The following is a 19,954-nucleotide window of genomic DNA, read 5'->3' on the forward strand; positions in this document are numbered from 1 at the left end:
CCTTCTTGGCGGAGTTGATTGGCAACTCGATGTTGCCCATAAGCTGGATATTCATAAGCCATATTGACAACGGCTTGTTCTATATGTGGCTCTACCCGATTTTTTTCGATAGGCTTTTTACGACTGATTTCTTGAAGCGCAAGCTCACCACCTTGTTCATACAGTTTTTTAAAGCGATAATAGCTATCTCGACTGTATCCCATGACTTTGCAAGCTTGTTGAACGTTACCGAGTTGTTTAGCTAATTCTAAAAGTCCTAATTTAGGTTTAATAATTTTGGCAGTTTGATTCATTTCTGACTCTCCTTTTTGTGTTATAAAATAACTCAAACGTCAGATTAAGTAAAGACTATTACACTTTAATACAGCGTTTAATCTAAACACTGTATTAGTTAAAACAACAATCAAGATTGGTTTTTTATTCTTTTTGGTAGATCAGCCAAACTATCAATAATCAAATCAGCTTGTTCTAATGCCTCTTCTGTTATGGTATCACCCGTTTTTACTAACACAGTTTTTTTAACGCCAGCTTTTTTACCCGATAATAGGTCAGACACTCTATCTCCAACCATATAGGAATTAGCAATATCAATTTTTAGTTCTTTAGCTGCTGTTTGAATCATACCTGGACTTGGTTTGCGACATTCACAAGTATCCATTAACGGGTCGTGAGGGCAATAATAGACACCATCTAAATCAACACCACGATCTTGCAAAGACCAATCCATCCATTCAGTCAAAGTATGAAATTGTTCTTCTGTAAATATATTTCTAGCAATACCTGATTGATTGGTTGTAATGACTAATAAAAAACCCATTTTCTTGAGCTCTTGCATTGCCTCAATAACACCGTCAATAAAGTGGAACTTATCAATTGTATGTACATAATTATAATCTATATTAATAGTACCATCTCGATCTAAAAAAATTGCTGGCTTCATATTTACTTTTTTTCCTTTTAATTTTAGATATTACTCTAATTCATATAGCATATTATTGATTGACTTAGATGTCTAGACGTCTTAATATTCATTTATTCATCTTTTGTTTTTATATATTATGATACAACTACAACATATTTCGAAAACATTTGAGCATAATAAAACCCCTATTTATGCTTTAAAAGACATTAATATCCATGTTCCCCAAGGGAAAATTTACGGTGTTATTGGCAAATCAGGGGCAGGGAAAAGCACACTTATTCGCTGCATTAACCTACTAGAAAAGCCGACTAGTGGGAAGATATTCTTTGATAATCAAGAGATCACTAATTTATCTAATAGAAAATTAATTGAAATACGCCGAAAAATTAGTATGATTTTTCAACATTTCAATCTACTTTCTTCACGTACTGTATTTGATAATATCGCTTTCCCTCTTGAACTAAATAAAACGTCTAAAATAGCAATTAAGCAGAAAGTAAATGAGCTTATGGAATTAGTTGGATTGACAGAAAAAGCGAATGTTTATCCAACTAATTTATCTGGTGGACAAAAACAACGTGTTGCTATTGCGAGAGCTTTGGCAAGTGACCCCAAAGTATTATTATGTGATGAAGCAACCAGTGCGCTTGATCCTGAAACAACACGTTCAATTTTGTCATTACTAAAAGATATTAACCAAAAATTAGGATTAACAATTTTATTAATTACTCATGAAATGGATGTAGTAAAACAAATTTGTGATCAAGTAGCTGTTATAAGTGATGGCGAACTAGTTGAACAGTCATCAGTAGGCGAAATGTTTTCTCATGCTAAAACAGATATTGCACGACAATTTATTCAATCAACCTTACACCTTAGTATTCCAGATGATTATTTAATAAGGCTATCATCTGAACACAAAGAAGGACTCAATCCGCTATTACGTTTAGAATTTACAGGAGTCTCCGTTGATTTACCATTATTATCTCAAATCGCTAAAGAATTCGAAATTGATAGTAACATTATCAGTGCACAAATGGATTATGCTGGAGGAGTCAAATTTGGCTTAATGTTATTGGAAATGAAAGGGAAACAAAAAAGTATGGCATCAGCAATTCAATTCTTAGAAAAAAATAATACTAAAGTAGAGGTGCTCGGCTATGTTTGATTTTATTCCTTCATTTAAACCTTTTGAATCATTATTTCGATATTTAACTCAATATAATTTTTGGGCTGACTTTGTTGCTTTTTGTTCATCATTTAATGGCTTTAATGAAGCAATGCTGTTCAAAATGGCACAAGCAACAGATGAAACTCTATTTATGGTCATCTTATCAGGTTTTTGGGGAACGATAATTGGATTACCCGTTGGTATATTACTTTATACGACGCGTAAAGGACAAATATTGGATTGTTATGCCGCTAATAGCACTATTTCATTTATTACTAATGTATTTCGTTCAATCCCTTTTATCATATTAATTGTATGGATTATTCCTTTCACCACAATTTTAATGGGCACCTTTATAGGTAAACAAGCTGCAGTGGTACCATTAAGTATTGGTGTATCGCCATTAATTGCACGTATGATAGAAAATGCATTATTAGATGTTCCCAAAGGATTAATAGAGGCTGCACGCTCAATGGGTGCAACACCACTACAAATTATATATAAAGTTTTATTACCTGAGTCATTGCCTATAATTGTCAATAGTATGACAATTACCTTAATTACTTTGACAGGATATATTGCAATGGCTGGAGCTGTTGGCGCAGGAGGCCTTGGGCAACTTGCTATTCAATATGGTTACAACGGCTACAAGCCAGCTATAATGAATACTGTTTTAGTTATATTAATTATTATTGTCTTTATTATTCAATTTATTGGCAATATGATTGTTAAACGCGTCACGCATCATTAATTTTGGAGAAATATATGTCTATTAAAAAGCTAGCTCTTATTACCACATTGGTAAGTGCATTTTTTTTAACTGGCTGTGATAATAATAAGCAAACAGCCACAACAGATAACAAACCAACAGAACCAACTAAAGTAAATGTTCTAAAAGTCGGAGTAATTTCAGGCCCTGAACAAGAAGTTGCTGAAGTAGTTAAACAACAAGCAAAAGATCTTTATAATCTAGATGTTGAACTAGTTATTTTTAACGATTACGTAACCCCAAATCAAGCATTAAATGATGGGCTAATTGATGTAAATGCTTTCCAACATAAACCTTATTTAGATGAACAAATGAAAGAACGTGGCTATAAATTAGCTGTAGTAGGTAATTCATTTGTTTATCCTATTGCAAGCTATTCTCATAAACTAAAACCAATTGATGAATCAATAGAAACAGGCGAAGGCGTAAAAGTCACTTCACCACGCGGTGAAGCATTTTTCATTCCAGCTAACTCAACGATTGCTATTCCTAATGACCCTACAAACTTAGGACGTGCATTACTATTATTACAACATGAAGGGATGATTACGGTTGATAAATCTAAGGGTTTACTACCAACTGTACTTGATATTACCAGTAACCCTTATAACTACAATATTTTAGAACTTGAAGCTCCAATGTTACCTCGTTCATTGGATGATGCCCAAGTTGATCTTGCAATCATCAATAACGCATTTGCAGGACAAGCAAACTTAACACCAAGTAAAGATGGTATTTTTGTTGAGGATAAAGAATCACCATATGTCAACATTATTGTTTCGCGTGAAACGGATAAAGATAATGAAAATGTGAAAAATTTTGTAAAAGCATACCAAACCGAAGCTGTTGCACAAAAAGCTGACCAAATTTTTAATGGTGGAGCTATTCGCGGTTGGTAATAATCTATAAATAGATATTAGACTAATATTAAATCCGCCGATCTTTGTATCGATCGGCGGAAATAGAGATAATAATTCAATGGCTTAACAAAATTGCTACTCATAAATAAAATTATCGACCAATAATGACATATCAAATTGAACCAATCGGTATTATCCGCTCACCGTATAGTGAAAAATTTGCCGTTCCAAGACAACCCAATCTAGTTAGTGCAGGACAAGGGGAACTTTATTTATTAGCACCTTATAATGACCCTATCAGTGTAAAAGGATTAGAACAATTTTCACATTTATGGCTATTATTCCTATTTCACCATGTTGCCCCTGAAAAATGGAGATTAACCGTTCGCCCTCCTCGTTTAGGTGGTAATAAAACAATAGGGGTGTTTGCTACACGATCGCCGTTTAGACCTAATCATATTGGGCTTTCAGCAGTAGAGTTAAAAGATATCATCATAGAAAATAAGCAAGTAGTCTTAAAATTAGGAAGTCTTGACTTAGTCGATGGCACACCAATTATTGATATCAAGCCTTATCTCCCTTATTCCGATAGCCACTCAGAAGCACTTGCAGGATACGCACAATCTACTCCTGAAAAAAAAATAACAGTAGAGTTCTCACAAAAAGCACGATTATCTTTGGATTTACAAAAACAAAGTTATCCTCAACTCGCCGAATTAATTACACAAGTAATATCCCAAGATCCAAGACCAGCCTATAAACAAAAAAACATTAATGAACAAGCATACGGATTTACACTTTACCATTTTAATATTAAATGGAGAATCGTAAATCAACACGCCATTGTTGAAGATATTTATGTAGGAAGTAAATGAAAATAATTTTTATGAATTTCAAAAAGTTAAGGCTAAAAAATTTTTTATTAATTTCAATGTAAAATAGTTTTGTAAATTTACTTTACAAAATTTTTATATAAAACCGATAAAATAGATTGGTATCTTTTTTCTATTCTGTTAAATTGAATACGGGTTTAATTCCCTATATTTCACTTTACCACTAAGGTGTTAATAACCTTAGTGGTATTTTTCTATTAAGATCAATGATAATGTAGGTTACTTGTACTTGTACTTCTAATTTCAGCAATATCAATTGCATCAAACAGATAATGCTTTCCACAATAATCACAATGAATATCAATCTTACCCTCATTTTCCTTTAGGATTTCATCAATTTCATTAGCTGGTAAAGTCATTAAGCTATCTTCACAACGTTGACGTGAACATCTACACTTAAAAGTAATATCATGCGTTTCAAAAAGACGCACTTCTTCTTGATTATATAAACGATATAAAATCTCATCAGTGGAAAGTTGAAATAACTCATCACTAGTGATTGTCTCAGTTAAAGCGTTAAGATGTTCAAATGATTCAATTGTATTTTCATTAGCAGGTAAAACTTGCAATAAAATACCTGCTGCTATTGGTTTATTATCATGTACACCTATTTTTACAAATAGACGAGTAGGGAGCTGTTCTGATTGTATAAAGTAATTTTCGATACAACCAATAAGTGTATCTTTTTCCAGACCAACGATACCTTGATAACGCTCACCATTTTTAGGGGTAATAGTAATAACGACATAGCCATTACCCACCATCTCTTTAAGTGTTGCATTATCAGCGATTTCACCGCTAATCCGAGCAACACCGCGTAGCTGCTGTTGATCATTACCATTAACAACTGCTAAAGATAATGCTCCATCGCCTTGTAACTGAACAGCAATATCGCCTTCAAATTTTAGTGTTGCAGTTAATAAACTAGTTACAACCAATAATTCACCAAGCAATTTTTGTACTGCTATTGGATAAGTATGATTATCTAAAATCGCTTGATATGTCTGTTCCAAACGGGTAATTTCACCACGAATAGGGTGATTATCAAATAAAAAACGGTTTAAAGTATCCATATTAATTATTGCCATCTTGTTGCCTATCATATTTAAATTTAATCAAATTACGCCGTTCCTTTTTATCAGGCCGTCTATCTGGATGCGGCATTATCAATGCATTAAGTTTACGCGCTTGCGCTATTTTTTCTCGTTTTGCAATACTGTCAGGAGTTTCTTGATAAAGTTGTTGGGCTTCAATAGCAGTTCTTCGTTGTTCACTGATGGCTAAAACCCGAACTGTTTTTTGAACAGAGCCTTGGCGAAGCGTTAAGATTGCTCCGACTTCAACAAGCTTACTTGGTTTGGTACGTTGGCCATTATAATGCACTTTACCACCGTCAACCATTTCTCGTGCTAATGATCGAGACTTATAAAATCTTGCCGCCCAAAGCCATTTATCTAATCTTATAAGCACTATTACTACCTCATATTACTTATTATTGAGTTTTTTAAGCTCAAATGAACATAATAACTTAAACATCTTAACGATGTTATATAAGGATGCTTTTGTAAAAATCAATGCGCAAGATTAATGATATACTCATACCCATTAGCCGAAAATTTACCTGAGAAATTAAATGGTTGTAATTTACCATGTAAATTAGCTGAGTAATTCATAGCATTTGGCGGTTGTTTTATCAATTTCCAATTCTCTAGTAACAAACTTGTTACACCATAAGCATCAAATTGCAAAGATAGCGGTTCATTTTGCGATAAATCAACTTTTGCTCTCGACTCAATTATTCCCCCATTAGTTAAAGAACTAAAACTTAATGAAGGATGGTTATCAGAATCAAATTTGAGAACAAGATCTGGATAACGAATATCAATTCGATTTAACGAAGCTTTTTCAGATTTAAAAAAGACAGTTCCTGAAAATAGTCCTAATTTTTGCGCTTTTGCTAAAGTGATATCTTTACCTGAAGCTTGAAAATTATATAAACTAAAAGGAAAATCGCTCTGCTTTCTAATTATCAAACTTTGAAAAATATTCAGCTTATCAAGCTTAATATTTCTAAAAATATTAGGTAACAGAGTCTGTCCCAAATTTTCAGGAATCTCATAGACAATATCCGCTAACATTAATTGATCTAGATGTAAGGTATTATCTTTCCACTTACCAGAAAAATTTATACTACCTTTATTCCATTTTGCTAGTACTTTTTGAAGTATCAATTCTTGGTCTTGAAATAATAATTTTGCTAATACTGACGAAAATAACTGATTATGCCAAACTAGTTCCTCGGCAGTAAAAATAAAGGAGCCCTGTTCGAAATGCCATTGCCCATCATAACGAAGATTCGTCGCTTCAATATTGCCTTTTTCCATTAAAAAATTGGGTAACTGAATACTACTTTCCTGTATTGATAGTTGTTTGATTGTTAGCTTTGGCAGGACATGAGAATCTTTATCAAAAAAATCATCATCGGTTGATTGAAAATGTATATTATGCAACTTTAATTGTTCGATATCTAAAATATTGTCGGCCTGTATTTTTAATTTACTGACAAAAAATCCGTCTTTAATATTTCCACCTAAATTAGTAATCGTAGTAATACCATCTCGATGGAAACCTTGAATAAGCAAAGATTTTATTGGTATTTGATTTACCAAAGCTTCTTGAGAAGTAAAATCAAATTGATATTTATCTCCCCCTGATGAAAAAAAAGGTTGAATCCCTCCATTGATTTTGAAGAAAGAAAGTTTGTCTTTTCCATTATTAGCCAGAATATTAATGGTTGAATTAACAAATTTTAGTGTGTTTGTTGAAAAAGCATAATGCTTGGATTGAGTAGTATTAATAGTACCATTAATGACAGTAACATAATTAAAATGGCTTAATTGCCATAAATCACTTTTATCCAACCCTACAACTAATTTAGGAACATTAACAATCTCTTGATTATTATCATTGACAACAACATCATCAAAAACCAATTCATAAAAAGTTGAAAAAGAGTGATGAACACTGCCGATTGAGATTGTATATGAACTTAATTTAGATAACTGATAACTAACTAATTTTGCTCCGAACGAAGTTTGTAAAACAAAATAAGACAACAATAAAAAAAACCAAACGATGGACAGAGAAATGATTATATAAAATCGGAATTGCCGCATAAATAAATGTAATTATTATAATGAACTACTAAATAGTTATATTACGATAACCGATTTTTATAAAAATATCATCTCATTTTCAGTATAAATGATTTGTTATTAAACTAACTTTACAGTTAATATATAAATATTCACTTTAACGTTTTTAAATAAACAAAAAACAATTAACTTTCTCTTTCTTTTGATTAAGATAAGGGATAATTATTTTTTATTTACTAAAATAAGTAAAAACGGGAGATACCTAGATGAAACAAATCCCAATGACAGTAAAGGGAGCTGAACTATTACGAGCCGAATTAGAAGAGTTAAAGAATGTCAAAAGACCACAAATAACGGCAGCAATAGCAGAGGCAAGAGCTCATGGCGATTTAAAGGAAAACGCTGAATACCATGCAGCAAGAGAACAGCAAGGTTTTTGTGAGGGTCGTATTCAAGAAATCGAAGGTAAATTATCACAAGCTCAAATTATTGATATTACCAAAGTAAAAAATACTGGTCGTATTATTTTTGGTGCTACAATAACAGTAATAAATATTGAAACGGACGAAGAGACAACATATCGCATAGTGGGTGATGATGAAGCTGACTACAGACAAAATCTTATTTCAGTCAACTCACCTATTGCCAGAGGGTTAATTGGCAAAGAAGATGGTGATACAGTACAAATTAAAACCCCAGGGGGTGATGTAGAATTTGATATTGTTAAAGTTGAATATATCTAATTATTAAATAAATCACTTACAAAAACAGATGATAAATGCAACAGGGCTAAGCCCTGTTACATTTATTTAGGTAGGGAAATTTTCTTATCTTCGCTTGGTCTAAAAATAGTGAAATTAGAACCAACCAATTGCACTGCTAACGCTTTTGTTTCGCGTACAATTGCATCACAAATAAGCCTTTTTGTTTCACGATCTTCAGCAGAAACCTTAATTTTAATCAACTCATGGAAATTTAAAGCGTTGTCAATCTCGGCAAGTACACCCTCGGTAAATCCATTAGCCCCAATCATCACTATAGGTTTTAAATGATGAGCTTCACTTTTTAAATACTGTTTTTGTTTATTCGATAAATTCATTAAATTTTTATCACATTAAGTTGTAATTTTGCTATTCTACCCTTATATATGTTTGTAATCAATGAAGTGACCTTTTACATTAAGGATTTATTAGTTGTGAGTAATAAAAAACGCTCAGCAAGTTCAACGCGCTGGCTCAATGAGCATTTTAATGATCGCTTTGTACAACAAGCACACAAAAAAGGGCTCCGATCTAGAGCTTGGTTCAAACTTGAAGAAATTCAAAAAAGTGACAAATTATTTAAGCCCGGAATAACGGTTGTTGATTTAGGTGCAGCCCCAGGAGGTTGGTCACAATATGTCGCATCGCTTATCGGCAATAAAGGGCGTATTATTGCCTGTGACTTACTTCCCATGGATCCCATTGTTGGCGTTGACTTTCTTCAAGGCGATTTTCGGGATGACGCAGTTTTAAAAGCATTACTTGAACGAGTTGGCGAAGAAAAAGTCCAAGTTGTCATGTCAGACATGGCGCCCAACATGAGCGGTCAACCTGCAGTTGATATACCTAGAGCAATGTATTTAGTTGAACTAGCGTTAGATATGTGTAAAGACGTACTTGCTCTTAATGGTAATTTTATTGTTAAAGTGTTTCAGGGCGAAGGATTTGAAGAGTACCTAAAGCAAGTCCGTTCAATGTTTAAAACGGTCAAAATTCGTAAGCCTGAAGCCTCACGAACACGATCTCGAGAAGTTTATATTGTTGCAATGGGTATGAAGTAGCCAGTTGTATAATTTTGTAGTACCATACTTTGTTAAATTTAGTCGTAACTGTTAATTTTTATAAGAGGTTTTTCTTTTGAACGACATGATAAAGAATTTACTGATCTGGGGAATCATCGCTGTAGCATTGATTGTTGGATTTAGCCAATTCAGCTCAATATCTAATAGTGGACCTCAAGTCAATTATACCCAATTTAATTCCGATATCGCAGCTGGTAATCTCCAAGAAGTGCATATTAACGGACGAGAAATTGTTGCCACAACTAAAAATAAAGGCAATTACACTACATATATCCCTTACCTTGATGGAAAATTAATGGATGATTTATTGGCCAATAAAGTACCTGTTTATGGTAAACCCGATGAAAGACCAAACTTAATCACCAGCATTCTTATCTCTTGGTTTCCTATGATTTTGCTTATTGGTTTTTGGCTCTTTATGATGCGTCAAATGCAAGGTGGTGGTAAAGGTGGACCAATGTCAGTTGGTAAAAGTAAAGCAAAAATGCTAACGCCAGACCAAGTCAAAACAAAATTTACCGATGTTGCCGGAAGTGAAGAAGCAAAACAAGAAGTCACCGAAGTTGTCGACTTTTTACGCGATCCAGGCAAATATCAAAAATTGGGAGGACGCATACCAAAAGGGATTTTAATGGTAGGACCTCCTGGAACAGGTAAAACTTTACTAGCAAGAGCTATTGCAGGTGAAGCCAATGTGCCTTTTTTTAGCATTTCAGGTTCTGACTTTGTTGAGATGTTTGTGGGAGTGGGGGCTTCGCGAGTGCGAGATCTCTTTGAACAAGCACGTAAACACGCACCTTGTATTATCTTTATTGACGAAATTGATGCCGTCGGACGCAAGCGTGGTGCTGGCTCAATGGGAGGTCATGATGAACGAGAACAAACATTAAACCAAATGTTGGTTGAAATGGATGGGTTTGAGGCTAATAGCGGCATTATTATCATCGCGGCAACTAACCGAGTTGATATTTTAGATTCGGCGTTACTCCGTCCTGGTCGTTTTGACCGCCAAGTGCAAATTGGTTTACCAGACATGAAAGGCCGTGAACAAATTCTTGCCGTTCATGTACGCAAAGTTCCGTTAGGTTCTGATGTCAACTTATCGGTATTAGCTCGTGGCACACCAAATTACTCTGGTGCAGAACTTGCTAATTTAGTTAACGAAGCAGCTTTATTTGCTGCACGTCGAAACAAACGAGTAGTTACCATGGAAGAATTTGAGGAAGCCAAAGACAAAATCAATATGGGAACTCAACGCCGTTCATTATCTATGACGAAAGAACAATTAACTAATACTGCTTATCACGAAGCTGGACATGCGATTGTTGGCTATCTTGTGCCAGATCATGATCCACTTCATAAAGTAACTATTATCCCTCGTGGGCGCGCATTAGGTGTAGCATTCTTTTTACCTGAAGGTGACCAAATTAGCCAAAGCCGAACTCAATTAGAATCAAAAATTTCTACCGCTTATGCAGGCCGAATTGCTGAAGGATTAGTCTTTGGTGAAGATAAAATTACGTCGGGGGCATCAAGTGATATTCAATATGCATCTAATGTTGCTCGAGCAATGGTAACCCAATGGGGATTCTCAGAACGTTTACCACCTGTATTATTTGAGTACGAAGAATCATCTTATGGGCCATTGAAAAAAATCTCAGATAGTACAGCTCAAATTATTGATGAAGAAGTTGATGCTATTATTCAACGTAACTATCAACGTGCAAAAACGATCCTAACTGAAAATATTGATATTCTTCACGCCATGAAAGATGCACTATTAAAATATGAAACAATCAATAAACAACAAATTGATGAACTTATGAATCGTCAACCGGTCACACCACCTGATGATTGGACGGAAAGCGATGAAAAAGCAGCAAATGGAGGTAGTGATACACCACTACAATCAAAAAGTTAATTTGCTTTAATAAAATATAACGCGCTTACAGCGCGTTTTTTATCGGTAAACTAAAAATAGCTTATCAATAAATTTGCAGGAATAAAGCAACGATTATATTGAAAATTTTACTTTAATTATGCTTAATAATTTTGAAGATCATTTAAACAACTGCATCATTAATTTTAATCAAATAGGGCTTTTAATCATGGAAATACATTTTCAAAATCATGTGATGGATCTTTCATTCCCACAAGTGATGGGCATCGTTAATATGACGCCAGATTCATTTTCTGACGGTGGTAATTATAACAACCTTGATGATGCTATGCGTCGAGTTGACAGTATGATCCAAGCTGGTGCAACATTTATTGATGTCGGCGGCGAATCAACACGCCCTGGTGCAACTGAAGTGTCTGTCGATGAAGAGCTTAACCGTGTTATTCCATTAGTTGAAAAAATTGCCCATTATTTTGATGTTTGGATTTCGGTTGATACATCAAAACCACAAGTCATGACCGAATCTGCCAAAGTAGGAGCCCATCTAATTAATGATATTAGAGCTTTAACAGAACCAGGTGCGGTTGAAGCAGCTGCACAAACAGGATTACCTGTTTGCATTATGCATATGCAAGGCGCTCCTAAAACTATGCAAAATGCGCCATACTATGAGCTAGATATCTATCAAGAAGTCGATAATTTTTTTACAAAACAGATCCAACGCTGCATAAACGAAGGCATTGACCGTCAAAAAATCATACTCGACCCTGGTTTTGGATTTGGTAAAACACTAATGCACAATTACCAGCTATTAGCAACACTTGAACGGTTTCACCATTTAAACCTTCCTTTATTAGTAGGCATGTCCCGAAAATCCATGATAGGACAATTATTAAATGTACCACCGCAAGAACGTACACTTGGTAGTGTTACATGTGCAGTAATTGCGGCAATGAAAGGAGCAAAAATTATTCGCGTACACGATGTAAAGGAAACTTTCAATGCACTAAGGATTGTACAAGCAACCCTTGCAGAACAAGATTCCTTTTGAGATTGTAAAATCGTTGTATTTTTTCGAACAAACTTTTTCATATATAACATTGATTTTAATTAATTTATATCTAATTATTTTTTAGTGAAATCAAATGATTATAAAGTAATTTTATTTAATATTTAGTTTTTATAATTAAAAATAATAAAATAAAAAATTATCGTTTTACTTTAATTTTTATTGTTTAATGAATTTCCCAATGCTATACTGTGTTCACTTTTTATAAAACGAAAGGATTTAAAAATGAACACAGATATGACTAAAACATATTCTCGATTGAATCAATATTGTCGAATTATGGCATTACTAACATTAATTCCAATTCTAATTTTGTTAATTGGCGCAATGTCTCCATTCTTATATTATTTTTTTGATATACAAAATATTGGACTTGAATTTGCAGGGTTTTCTTTTTTCACTAGTGGGGAAGATTATGTTGATTCTAAATCCTTAGCAGGATGGCAAGCGACTATCGCAACATTAATGGAAACTTCATTAATACTTATTTTAATTTATGCGTTTTATCAACTTAGACTATTGTTTATCAATTACAGTCAATCCGAATATTTCTCAGTAAAATCAGCCAACCATTGTTACATCTTTGGCAAATTACTTGTTTGTTGGGAGGTAATACGTTTTTTATCTGAACCGTTATTAACAATGATCTTAACCTATAATCAAGATGCATCAGCACGTTACTTTTCTATTTCTTTTTCTAGTGATGATATCATAACGCTATTTATTGCGATTAGTATTATGCTCATTGGTCAAATACTTAAAAAAGCTTGCCAACTAGATGAAGAAAATAAACAATTTATTTAAAAGGAGTCATCTGTGCCAATTATAATAAATTTAGACGTCATGCTTGCTAAACGTAAAGTTAAATCAAAAGATCTAGCGGTAGCAGTTGGTATTACAGAACAAAATTTATCATTACTTAAGCAAGGTAAAGTAAAAGGATTTAGACTAGCAACACTCGAAGCAATCTGCAAACATCTAGATTGCCAACCAGGTGATATACTAGAATATACCAACGAAGAATAACTTATTAACTTATTGCAAGTAATGCTGCCTCTTGCGCGTGAATTAAGGCTGTATCAAAAAAAGGGATATTACGATCGGATTGAGAGATTAATAACCCAATTTCCGTACAGCCTAAAATAACACCTTCTGCGCCATTTTTAATGAGTTTATCAACAATATTAAGATAGGCTTGCTTAGAACCAAGTTGAATAATACCTTTGCAAAGTTCATCATAAATGATCTCATTAATGATATTTCTATCTTGAACCTCTGGAATAAACACATTTAAATTTTTATCGATCAGTTTAGATTTATAAAAGTCCTGCTCCATTGTATATTTAGTACCTAACAAAGCGACCGATTTAATATTTTGTGCGAGTAAATGTTTAGCTGTCACATCGGCAATATGAATAATCGGAATATTAATTGCTTTTTGGATTTGATCTGCAACTTTATGCATAGTATTGGTACAAATAACAATAAAATCTGCACCAGCTAATTCAACTCTTTTAGCCGCATCAATTAAAATTTCTGCGCTTTTGTTCCACTCATTATTAGCTTGGCAACTTTCAATTTCTTGAAAATCAACGCTATATAAAATCGTTTTTGCTGAATGCAGGCCTCCTAATGATTTAGCAATAGTTTGATTAATAACTTGATAATAAGTTGTTGTACTTTCCCAACTCATACCCCCGATTAAACCAATTGTTTTCATTCTAAAAATTCCTTATAGAAAGTTTATGATTTTTGATATTAAAATAATTTTATTCTTAACTATATTGTAGAATGTGTAAAGTTATTTCAATTGTGGTAGAGTTAGGTGGAATTTAATTAGTACTTGTTTAAGCAATCAATGGTTAATTATCGCTATGAAGGTATTGTGTTTTTACTTAGCAAGCAAAAACATCTACTAAATTTTATCTTTAGAAAAAAATTTTATTAACAAAATAAAGAAATATTGTTCAATATAAAACAGTTTAAGGAATAAAAAGTACGGTTGGTAGCATAAACACATCCACCAATACCTAACTTAAGTAACCTGCTATGACTTTAATCGCGATAATAGCTACAATAGCAACTATTTATATTCTTGAGCAAGAAAATTCTTTTTCTTATATTAATGTCAACTACATAAAAAGGACTAACGCATCGAAATTAACAGAAGTATTGCTGAAATGTTTAACATCACTAGGATAAAATAGTTAATCTGATAAGATGAAAAATTAAATTCGGAATAAATATCTTATTTATTATAAAAAACCCAGCAAATGCTGGGTTAAAAGTTTTTGTTATTTTATTAAATTTTAGTTGTAAATGTACGAGCAATAACATCACGTTGTTGTTCTGCTGTTAATGAGTTAAAACGTACTGCATAACCAGAAACACGAATTGTTAATTGTGGGTATTTTTCTGGGTGTTTTACAGCGTCTTCTAAAGTTTCACGACGAAGAACGTTCACATTTAAATGTTGACCACCTTCAACTTTTACAGTTGGAGCAACATCTAATGGAACTTCGCGATATTCGAATTGACCAAGTTCTGCAGTAGGAATGATTTGATCTTCTTTATAAACTGATTTAGCAGCTACACAACGAGCTTCTTTTGTAGAGTCGTCTAATAACCAGAAAGAGTTTAGAAGTGCTGAGTTGTCTGCTTTAGTAATTTGGATACCTGTAATCATTTTAAATCCTCCTAACGGGGCCTTATTGCCCTAAAATAATTATGGTTAATATAGCACTTTAAAAATTTGATAAAAGTCAAAAAAAACTATTGCTTCGATAAGTAATACCTTTAATTTCTATTTTCTTTTGTGATAGGTTATTATGTAGAAATATATTAGTTATTGCCCAGAAACACTGGCATTATTGATGAGTGATATCAAAATATGACAACAAAATTGACTTGGCATGAAGTTATTGGTGCAGAAAAACAAAAACTTTATTTTCAACAAATAATGCAATTTGTAAAGACTGAGCGTGCTAATGGCAAGATAATTTACCCGCCTCAGCATGATGTGTTTAATGCGTTTCGTTTTACACCATTTGATCAAATCAAAGTGGTGATTTTAGGGCAAGATCCTTATCATGGTCCTAATCAAGCTCACGGTCTTTCTTTTTCTGTTTTACCCGGAGTTAAGACACCACCATCGTTAGTTAATATTTATAAAGAACTGGCAACCGATATTGATGGTTTTACAATTCCTTCTCATGGCTATTTAGCTTCTTGGGCTGCTCAAGGTGTATTACTATTAAATAATGTGTTGACTGTTGAAGCGGGGCAAGCGCATTCTCATGCAAAAATAGGTTGGGAAACTTTTACTGATAATGTGATAGCAGCAATCGATGAGTATCTTGAAGGTGTGGTTTTTTTATTGTGGGGATCTCCTGCACAAAAAAAGGGACAGTTTATTAATCGCCAAAAACATCATGTATTAACATCGGTGCATCCATCACCATTATCAGCTCATCGTGGATTTTTTGGCTGTAAGCACTTTTCCAAAGCGAATGATCTTATTATGCAACAAGGTAAAAAAGCAATAGATTGGCAACCAAGACTAGCGGAAAAACAAACATGAGTAATAATAAAAGACGCCGAACAAGTTTGCAGGAAATTGCAAATTTAATCGGGATTAGTAAAATGACAGTGAGTCGTTTTTTACGCGATCCCAATCTTGTATCTAAACCACTTCAATTACAAATTTCAGCCGCAATAGATAAGTTAGGATATATTCCTAATAAAGCTCCCGATATGCTGTCTAACGCTAAAAGTAATGCCATTGGTATTGTGTTCCCTTCTTTAACCAATCAGGTTTTCGCCGATATTTTAAAAGGTATTGAGATGGTGACTGATATAAGAGGATATCAAACCATGATCACTCATACCGGATACAGTGCTGACAAAGAAGAGTTACGCTTACGCTCATTACTTTCTTATAATATTGACGGATTAATTTTAACGGAAAGAACGCATACTCCAGCAACATTAAAGATGATTGAAATTTCGGGTGTTCCTGTGGTTGAAATTATGGACAGTGTTTCGCCTTGTCTTGATATGGCTGTAGGATTTGATAATTTTACTGCAACCAGAAATATGATTCATCGTATGATAGATAGAGGTCGCCGTAATATTGTCTATTTTAGTGCAAGACAAGATCAACGAAGTATTATTCGTCAAAAAGGGTATGAAAAGGCTATGGAAGAAGCTAGATTGACACCTCGGACGCTAGCGACTAAAGAAGCATCATCTTATGAATTAGGGGCAAGATTTTTACATCAAATTTTAAAAGAGTTTCCTTGTGTTGATGGTATTTTTAGTACCAATGATGATTTGGCTTTAGGGGTATTACTTGAGTGCCAACGGATGGGAATTGAAGTACCAAAACAAATAGCGATTGTTGGATTTCATGGACATCAAATTGGTCAATTTATGAATCCCAAATTGGCATCTATACAAACACCGAGAATTGAAATGGGAAAAATTGCAGCGGAGCTGTTATTAAAACGGATTAATGGTGAACAAATTGATAAAAAAGTGATTGATTTACCTGTTGAGTATTTAAACGGAGAAAGTATTTAATAAAGTAGAAGATGACATTGATAATGATTTAACCTTACCACGTTTAGTGATAAGGTTATTAGTAATAATTACAACCCTTTAGGGTTTTCACCGTATTGGTTGCTGCCTGGTGTTGAGTCCATTACGCAGAATACTAATATAATAATACCACCAATGTATGGAATAAATTGTAACAAAATCCACCAACCTGATTTACTTATATCATGTAAGCGGCGTACAGTAACAGCTAAACTAGGAAGGAATAATGCCAACACTAAGATAGCGGTTATAGCTAAGGGACTTCCAATCATTTTATCAATGATTATCGTGATGAAAGTTAAAATAATATAGAATAAAACGAACATCCAATATTCTTTACGACGAGCTCGACCATTAAAATTTGCATAATTTTTTGTAATACAATCAATAAACCAATTCATTCCTATATTCCTTTTTTTAATTAATTACTGAAATAAATTATTTGGGGCCGCTATTTTAATGAAAAAAAAACGAAAATAAAACTGATTTTTATCGTTAAATTTTTTTATTTTTATTTTTTATCAATATTTACATTGCCTATAAGGCTGTTGATTTCAGGTTTTCATAAAGTGATAACTATGTTAGAATTATCGCTCAGTGGTTATTTATACCAGCTAACAGATTATAGAAAATAACACTGAGGCCATCCATGAAAATAGTTGAAGTAAAACACCCTCTTGTACGCCATAAAATTGGATTAATGCGTGAACACGATATTAGTACCAAAGAATTTCGTGCTCTTGCCAGCGAAGTTGGCAGTTTATTAACTTATGAAGCAACTGCTGATCTACCTACCGAAACAGTAACAATAGATGGTTGGTGTGGACCTGTTCAAGTAGAACGTATTAAGGGTAAAAAAATTACGGTTGTACCTATTTTGCGTGCTGGCTTAGGTATGATGGATGGTGTGCTTGAGCATGTGCCAAGTGCCCGTATTAGCGTTGTTGGTTTTTACCGTAACGAAGAAACGTTAGAACCTGTTCCTTATTTTCAAAAACTAACCTCGGATATTGAAGATCGAATGGCTTTAGTTGTTGATCCAATGTTAGCTACAGGTGGCTCAATGGTGGCGACAATCGATTTGCTTAAAAAAGCAGGTTGTAAAAATATTAAAGTATTAGTTTTAGTTGCTGCACCAGAAGGTATTAAAGTGCTTGAACAAGCTCACCCTGATGTTGAACTTTATACTGCATCGATTGATGAGAGGTTGAACGAAAAAGGCTACATACTACCTGGACTGGGTGATGCTGGAGACAAAATCTTCGGCACAAAATAAAATCTCAAAATTTAGACCGGTTAATCCGGTTTTTTTATGCCTGTTAATCAGGCAAGTTATACAATAAATTTCGTTAAGTAAGAGAGGCGAGATGTGAGCAATATCACAACAGATAAAACAAAAAATATAACATCACTGCATAAACATTCTTGGCAAGATATTTTTACTGGAGCGCAAATGTTATTTGTCGCATTTGGTGCATTGGTGTTAGTTCCACTATTAACAGGGTTAAACCCGAATGTAGCTCTTTTTACTGCTGGAGTAGGTACTTTATTATTTCAATTGACAACTAAAGGTAAAGTTCCTGTATTTTTAGCTTCGTCATTTGCTTTTATTGCTCCTATCTCATTTGGTGTTGCTCAATGGGGGATTCCTGCTACTTTAGGCGGTTTAATAGCTGCGGGATTTGTATTTATTTTTTTTTCTTTTTTAGTAAAAATAAATGGTAAACATGTTATTGATAGTATCTTACCGCCAGTTGTAACTGGACCAATTATTATGGTTATTGGTTTATCATTGGCGCCTGTTACTATAGGTATGGCAATGGGTAAAAACAGTGGACTGCAAGCTGAAAATTATCAATTGATTATTATTTCAATGGTATCATTATTAACAACTTTAGTGGTTGCCATTTGGGCAAAAGGTTTTTTAAAATTATTACCTATTATTTCGGGTATTGTAGTTGGTTATACGCTCTCTTGCATGTTTGGTATTGTCAATTTCCAGCCTATTATTGACGCACCATGGTTTAAAGTTCCCGATTTCACTTTTCCTGAATTTCACTGGCAAGCCATTTTGTATATGATCCCGATTGTAATTGCGCCAACCATTGAACATGTTGGTGATATTATGGCGATTGGTTCGGTAACAGGTAAAGACTATACACGCGATCCCGGTTTACAGCGTACATTACTTGGTGATGGGCTAGCAACTTCGATGGCAGGATTTTTTGGTGGACCACCGTGTATTACTTATGCAGAAGTGATTGGTGCAGTAACGCTAACTCGCAATTTCAAAACTCGAGTAATGACATGGGCAGCTTTTTGGGCAATTTTAATGTCTTTTATCGGAAAAATTGGTGCATTTTTAAGTTCAATTCCAACTGTAGTAATGGGGGGGATTATGGTGTTACTGTTTGGTTCTATTGCATCAGTGGGCATTAATATCTTAGTGAAACATAAAGTCGATCTATCTGTACCGCGTAATATGTGTATTGTTTCATTAGTTTTAGTTTTTGGTATTGGAGGGATGATCTTTGATTTTGGCTCTTATACACTGCAAGGTATTAGTTTGTGCGGTATTTTAGCTATTGTGTTAAATCTTATCTTGCCACATCAAGTCAAATCAACTAATAGCCACTAAATTAACTGCTATATCGTTGGTTATTTTTATGGCCAACGATATTTATAATATAACTGTATTAATCTATCACTCTTTTTAGCCTTTCTATTTTTTTGGTGGCAAACCTTTTTTTGCATTTTTAATCAATACGGTGGT

General features: G+C 33.7%; 22 protein-coding genes and 1 pseudogene. 14 read left to right on the plus strand and 9 right to left on the minus strand.

What is annotated here, in order from left to right; translation table 11 throughout:
- Window positions 1-293: helix-turn-helix domain-containing protein (locus J6569_RS02910; RefSeq protein WP_296317515.1), on the minus strand; the 293-nt coding region annotated here is incomplete at its 3' end.
- 110 nt (window positions 294-403) lie between these two features.
- Window positions 404-940, minus strand: coding sequence for a D-glycero-beta-D-manno-heptose 1,7-bisphosphate 7-phosphatase (gene gmhB / locus J6569_RS02915; RefSeq protein WP_174799254.1), 537 nt, complete (start codon window positions 938-940; stop codon window positions 404-406).
- Window positions 941-1,058: 118 nt separating this feature from the next.
- Here gmhB and metN point away from each other — a divergent pair, with 118 nt between their 5' ends.
- The 4 genes from metN to tsaA all read left to right on the plus strand — a co-directional run bounded on the left by metN (window position 1,059) and on the right by tsaA (window position 4,597).
- Window positions 1,059-2,090, plus strand: a complete 1,032-nt coding sequence (gene metN / locus J6569_RS02920) for a methionine ABC transporter ATP-binding protein MetN (RefSeq protein ID WP_296317517.1) — start codon at window positions 1,059-1,061, stop codon at window positions 2,088-2,090.
- A 112-nt stretch (window positions 2,091-2,202) separates the two neighbouring features.
- Window positions 2,203-2,844, plus strand: a complete 642-nt coding sequence (gene metI, locus J6569_RS02925; RefSeq protein WP_085165959.1) for a methionine ABC transporter permease MetI — start codon at window positions 2,203-2,205, stop codon at window positions 2,842-2,844.
- A 14-nt stretch (window positions 2,845-2,858) separates the two neighbouring features.
- A complete protein-coding gene (locus J6569_RS02930) occupies window positions 2,859-3,761 on the plus strand; it encodes a MetQ/NlpA family lipoprotein (RefSeq protein ID WP_065590425.1) in 903 nt (300 codons plus the stop codon).
- 125 nt (window positions 3,762-3,886) lie between these two features.
- Complete coding sequence (gene tsaA, locus J6569_RS02935; protein ID WP_141671339.1) at window positions 3,887-4,597, plus strand: tRNA (N6-threonylcarbamoyladenosine(37)-N6)-methyltransferase TrmO; 711 nt, start codon at window positions 3,887-3,889, stop codon at window positions 4,595-4,597.
- Window positions 4,598-4,818: 221 nt separating this feature from the next.
- On the opposite strand, the gene hslO is transcribed toward tsaA, so the two are convergent.
- The 3 genes from hslO to J6569_RS02950 all read right to left on the minus strand — a co-directional run bounded on the left by hslO (window position 4,819) and on the right by J6569_RS02950 (window position 7,731).
- Window positions 4,819-5,694, minus strand: a complete 876-nt coding sequence (gene hslO, locus J6569_RS02940) for an Hsp33 family molecular chaperone HslO (protein WP_366941230.1) — start codon at window positions 5,692-5,694, stop codon at window positions 4,819-4,821.
- Window positions 5,690-6,085: a ribosome-associated heat shock protein Hsp15 gene (hslR, locus tag J6569_RS02945; RefSeq protein ID WP_296317522.1), complete on the minus strand. Its 396-nt coding sequence runs from the start codon at window positions 6,083-6,085 to the stop codon at window positions 5,690-5,692. Before hslR ends, hslO begins: the two co-directional genes overlap by 5 nt.
- A gap of 101 nt (window positions 6,086-6,186) precedes the next feature.
- Window positions 6,187-7,731: a hypothetical protein gene (locus J6569_RS02950; RefSeq protein WP_296317524.1), complete on the minus strand. Its 1,545-nt coding sequence runs from the start codon at window positions 7,729-7,731 to the stop codon at window positions 6,187-6,189.
- Between the two features lie 305 nt (window positions 7,732-8,036).
- On the opposite strand from J6569_RS02950, the gene greA reads away from it, so the two are divergent.
- Window positions 8,037-8,513 (plus strand): transcription elongation factor GreA, encoded by a 477-nt coding sequence (greA, locus tag J6569_RS02955; RefSeq protein ID WP_296317526.1) that lies wholly within the window; start codon window positions 8,037-8,039, stop codon window positions 8,511-8,513.
- Window positions 8,514-8,575: 62 nt separating this feature from the next.
- Here the strand turns inward: greA and yhbY are convergent, their stop codons facing one another.
- Window positions 8,576-8,869, minus strand: coding sequence for a ribosome assembly RNA-binding protein YhbY (gene yhbY / locus J6569_RS02960; protein WP_034910776.1), 294 nt, complete (start codon window positions 8,867-8,869; stop codon window positions 8,576-8,578).
- Between the two features lie 96 nt (window positions 8,870-8,965).
- Between yhbY and rlmE the strand changes: the two genes are divergently transcribed.
- The 5 genes and pseudogenes from rlmE (at window position 8,966) to J6569_RS02985 (ending at window position 13,608) form a co-directional block, all read left to right on the plus strand.
- Complete coding sequence (rlmE, locus tag J6569_RS02965; RefSeq protein WP_085165954.1) at window positions 8,966-9,592, plus strand: 23S rRNA (uridine(2552)-2'-O)-methyltransferase RlmE; 627 nt, start codon at window positions 8,966-8,968, stop codon at window positions 9,590-9,592.
- A 76-nt stretch (window positions 9,593-9,668) separates the two neighbouring features.
- A pseudogene (ftsH, locus tag J6569_RS02970) lies at window positions 9,669-11,462 on the plus strand (ATP-dependent zinc metalloprotease FtsH); the annotation flags it as partial.
- Window positions 11,463-11,721: 259 nt separating this feature from the next.
- A complete protein-coding gene (gene folP, locus J6569_RS02975) occupies window positions 11,722-12,564 on the plus strand; it encodes a dihydropteroate synthase (RefSeq protein ID WP_296317529.1) in 843 nt (280 codons plus the stop codon).
- A 243-nt stretch (window positions 12,565-12,807) separates the two neighbouring features.
- Window positions 12,808-13,386: a DUF2975 domain-containing protein gene (locus J6569_RS02980; RefSeq protein ID WP_296317531.1), complete on the plus strand. Its 579-nt coding sequence runs from the start codon at window positions 12,808-12,810 to the stop codon at window positions 13,384-13,386.
- Between the two features lie 12 nt (window positions 13,387-13,398).
- Window positions 13,399-13,608 (plus strand): helix-turn-helix transcriptional regulator, encoded by a 210-nt coding sequence (locus J6569_RS02985; RefSeq protein WP_034910784.1) that lies wholly within the window; start codon window positions 13,399-13,401, stop codon window positions 13,606-13,608.
- 4 nt (window positions 13,609-13,612) lie between these two features.
- Here J6569_RS02985 and J6569_RS02990 read toward each other — a convergent pair whose 3' ends face one another.
- Both J6569_RS02990 and grcA read right to left on the minus strand, forming a co-directional pair.
- Window positions 13,613-14,302 (minus strand): aspartate/glutamate racemase family protein, encoded by a 690-nt coding sequence (locus tag J6569_RS02990; protein WP_065609188.1) that lies wholly within the window; start codon window positions 14,300-14,302, stop codon window positions 13,613-13,615.
- A gap of 582 nt (window positions 14,303-14,884) precedes the next feature.
- The gene (gene grcA / locus J6569_RS02995; protein WP_034910787.1) at window positions 14,885-15,268 is read right to left on the minus strand and encodes an autonomous glycyl radical cofactor GrcA; all 384 of its coding nucleotides are present in this window, start codon (window positions 15,266-15,268) and stop codon (window positions 14,885-14,887) included.
- A gap of 204 nt (window positions 15,269-15,472) precedes the next feature.
- On the opposite strand from grcA, the gene ung reads away from it, so the two are divergent.
- Window positions 15,473-16,162, plus strand: coding sequence for a uracil-DNA glycosylase (ung, locus tag J6569_RS03000; RefSeq protein WP_065590418.1), 690 nt, complete (start codon window positions 15,473-15,475; stop codon window positions 16,160-16,162).
- Entirely contained in the window at window positions 16,159-17,163 is a 1,005-nt protein-coding gene (gene gntR / locus J6569_RS03005; RefSeq protein ID WP_296317534.1) for a gluconate operon transcriptional repressor GntR, read from the plus strand. The genes ung and gntR overlap by 4 nt, the downstream gene beginning before the upstream one ends.
- A gap of 68 nt (window positions 17,164-17,231) precedes the next feature.
- On the opposite strand, the gene J6569_RS03010 is transcribed toward gntR, so the two are convergent.
- A complete protein-coding gene (locus tag J6569_RS03010) occupies window positions 17,232-17,582 on the minus strand; it encodes a DUF805 domain-containing protein (RefSeq protein WP_174799262.1) in 351 nt (116 codons plus the stop codon).
- A gap of 248 nt (window positions 17,583-17,830) precedes the next feature.
- On the opposite strand from J6569_RS03010, the gene upp reads away from it, so the two are divergent.
- Together upp and J6569_RS03020 are read left to right on the plus strand one after the other, a co-directional pair.
- Window positions 17,831-18,457 carry a uracil phosphoribosyltransferase gene (gene upp / locus J6569_RS03015; protein ID WP_174799263.1) on the plus strand — a complete coding sequence of 209 codons (627 nt, stop codon included), beginning with the start codon at window positions 17,831-17,833 and terminating at the stop codon, window positions 18,455-18,457.
- 126 nt (window positions 18,458-18,583) lie between these two features.
- On the plus strand, window positions 18,584-19,819 hold the full coding sequence (locus J6569_RS03020) for a uracil-xanthine permease family protein (protein WP_366941231.1): 1,236 nt from the start codon (window positions 18,584-18,586) through the stop codon (window positions 19,817-19,819).
- Window positions 19,820-19,954: the final 135 nt, after the last annotated feature.

Origin of the sequence: Gilliamella sp. (assembly GCF_024104075.1) — a bacterium.
GTDB lineage: Bacteria > Pseudomonadota > Gammaproteobacteria > Enterobacterales > Orbaceae > Gilliamella > Gilliamella bombi.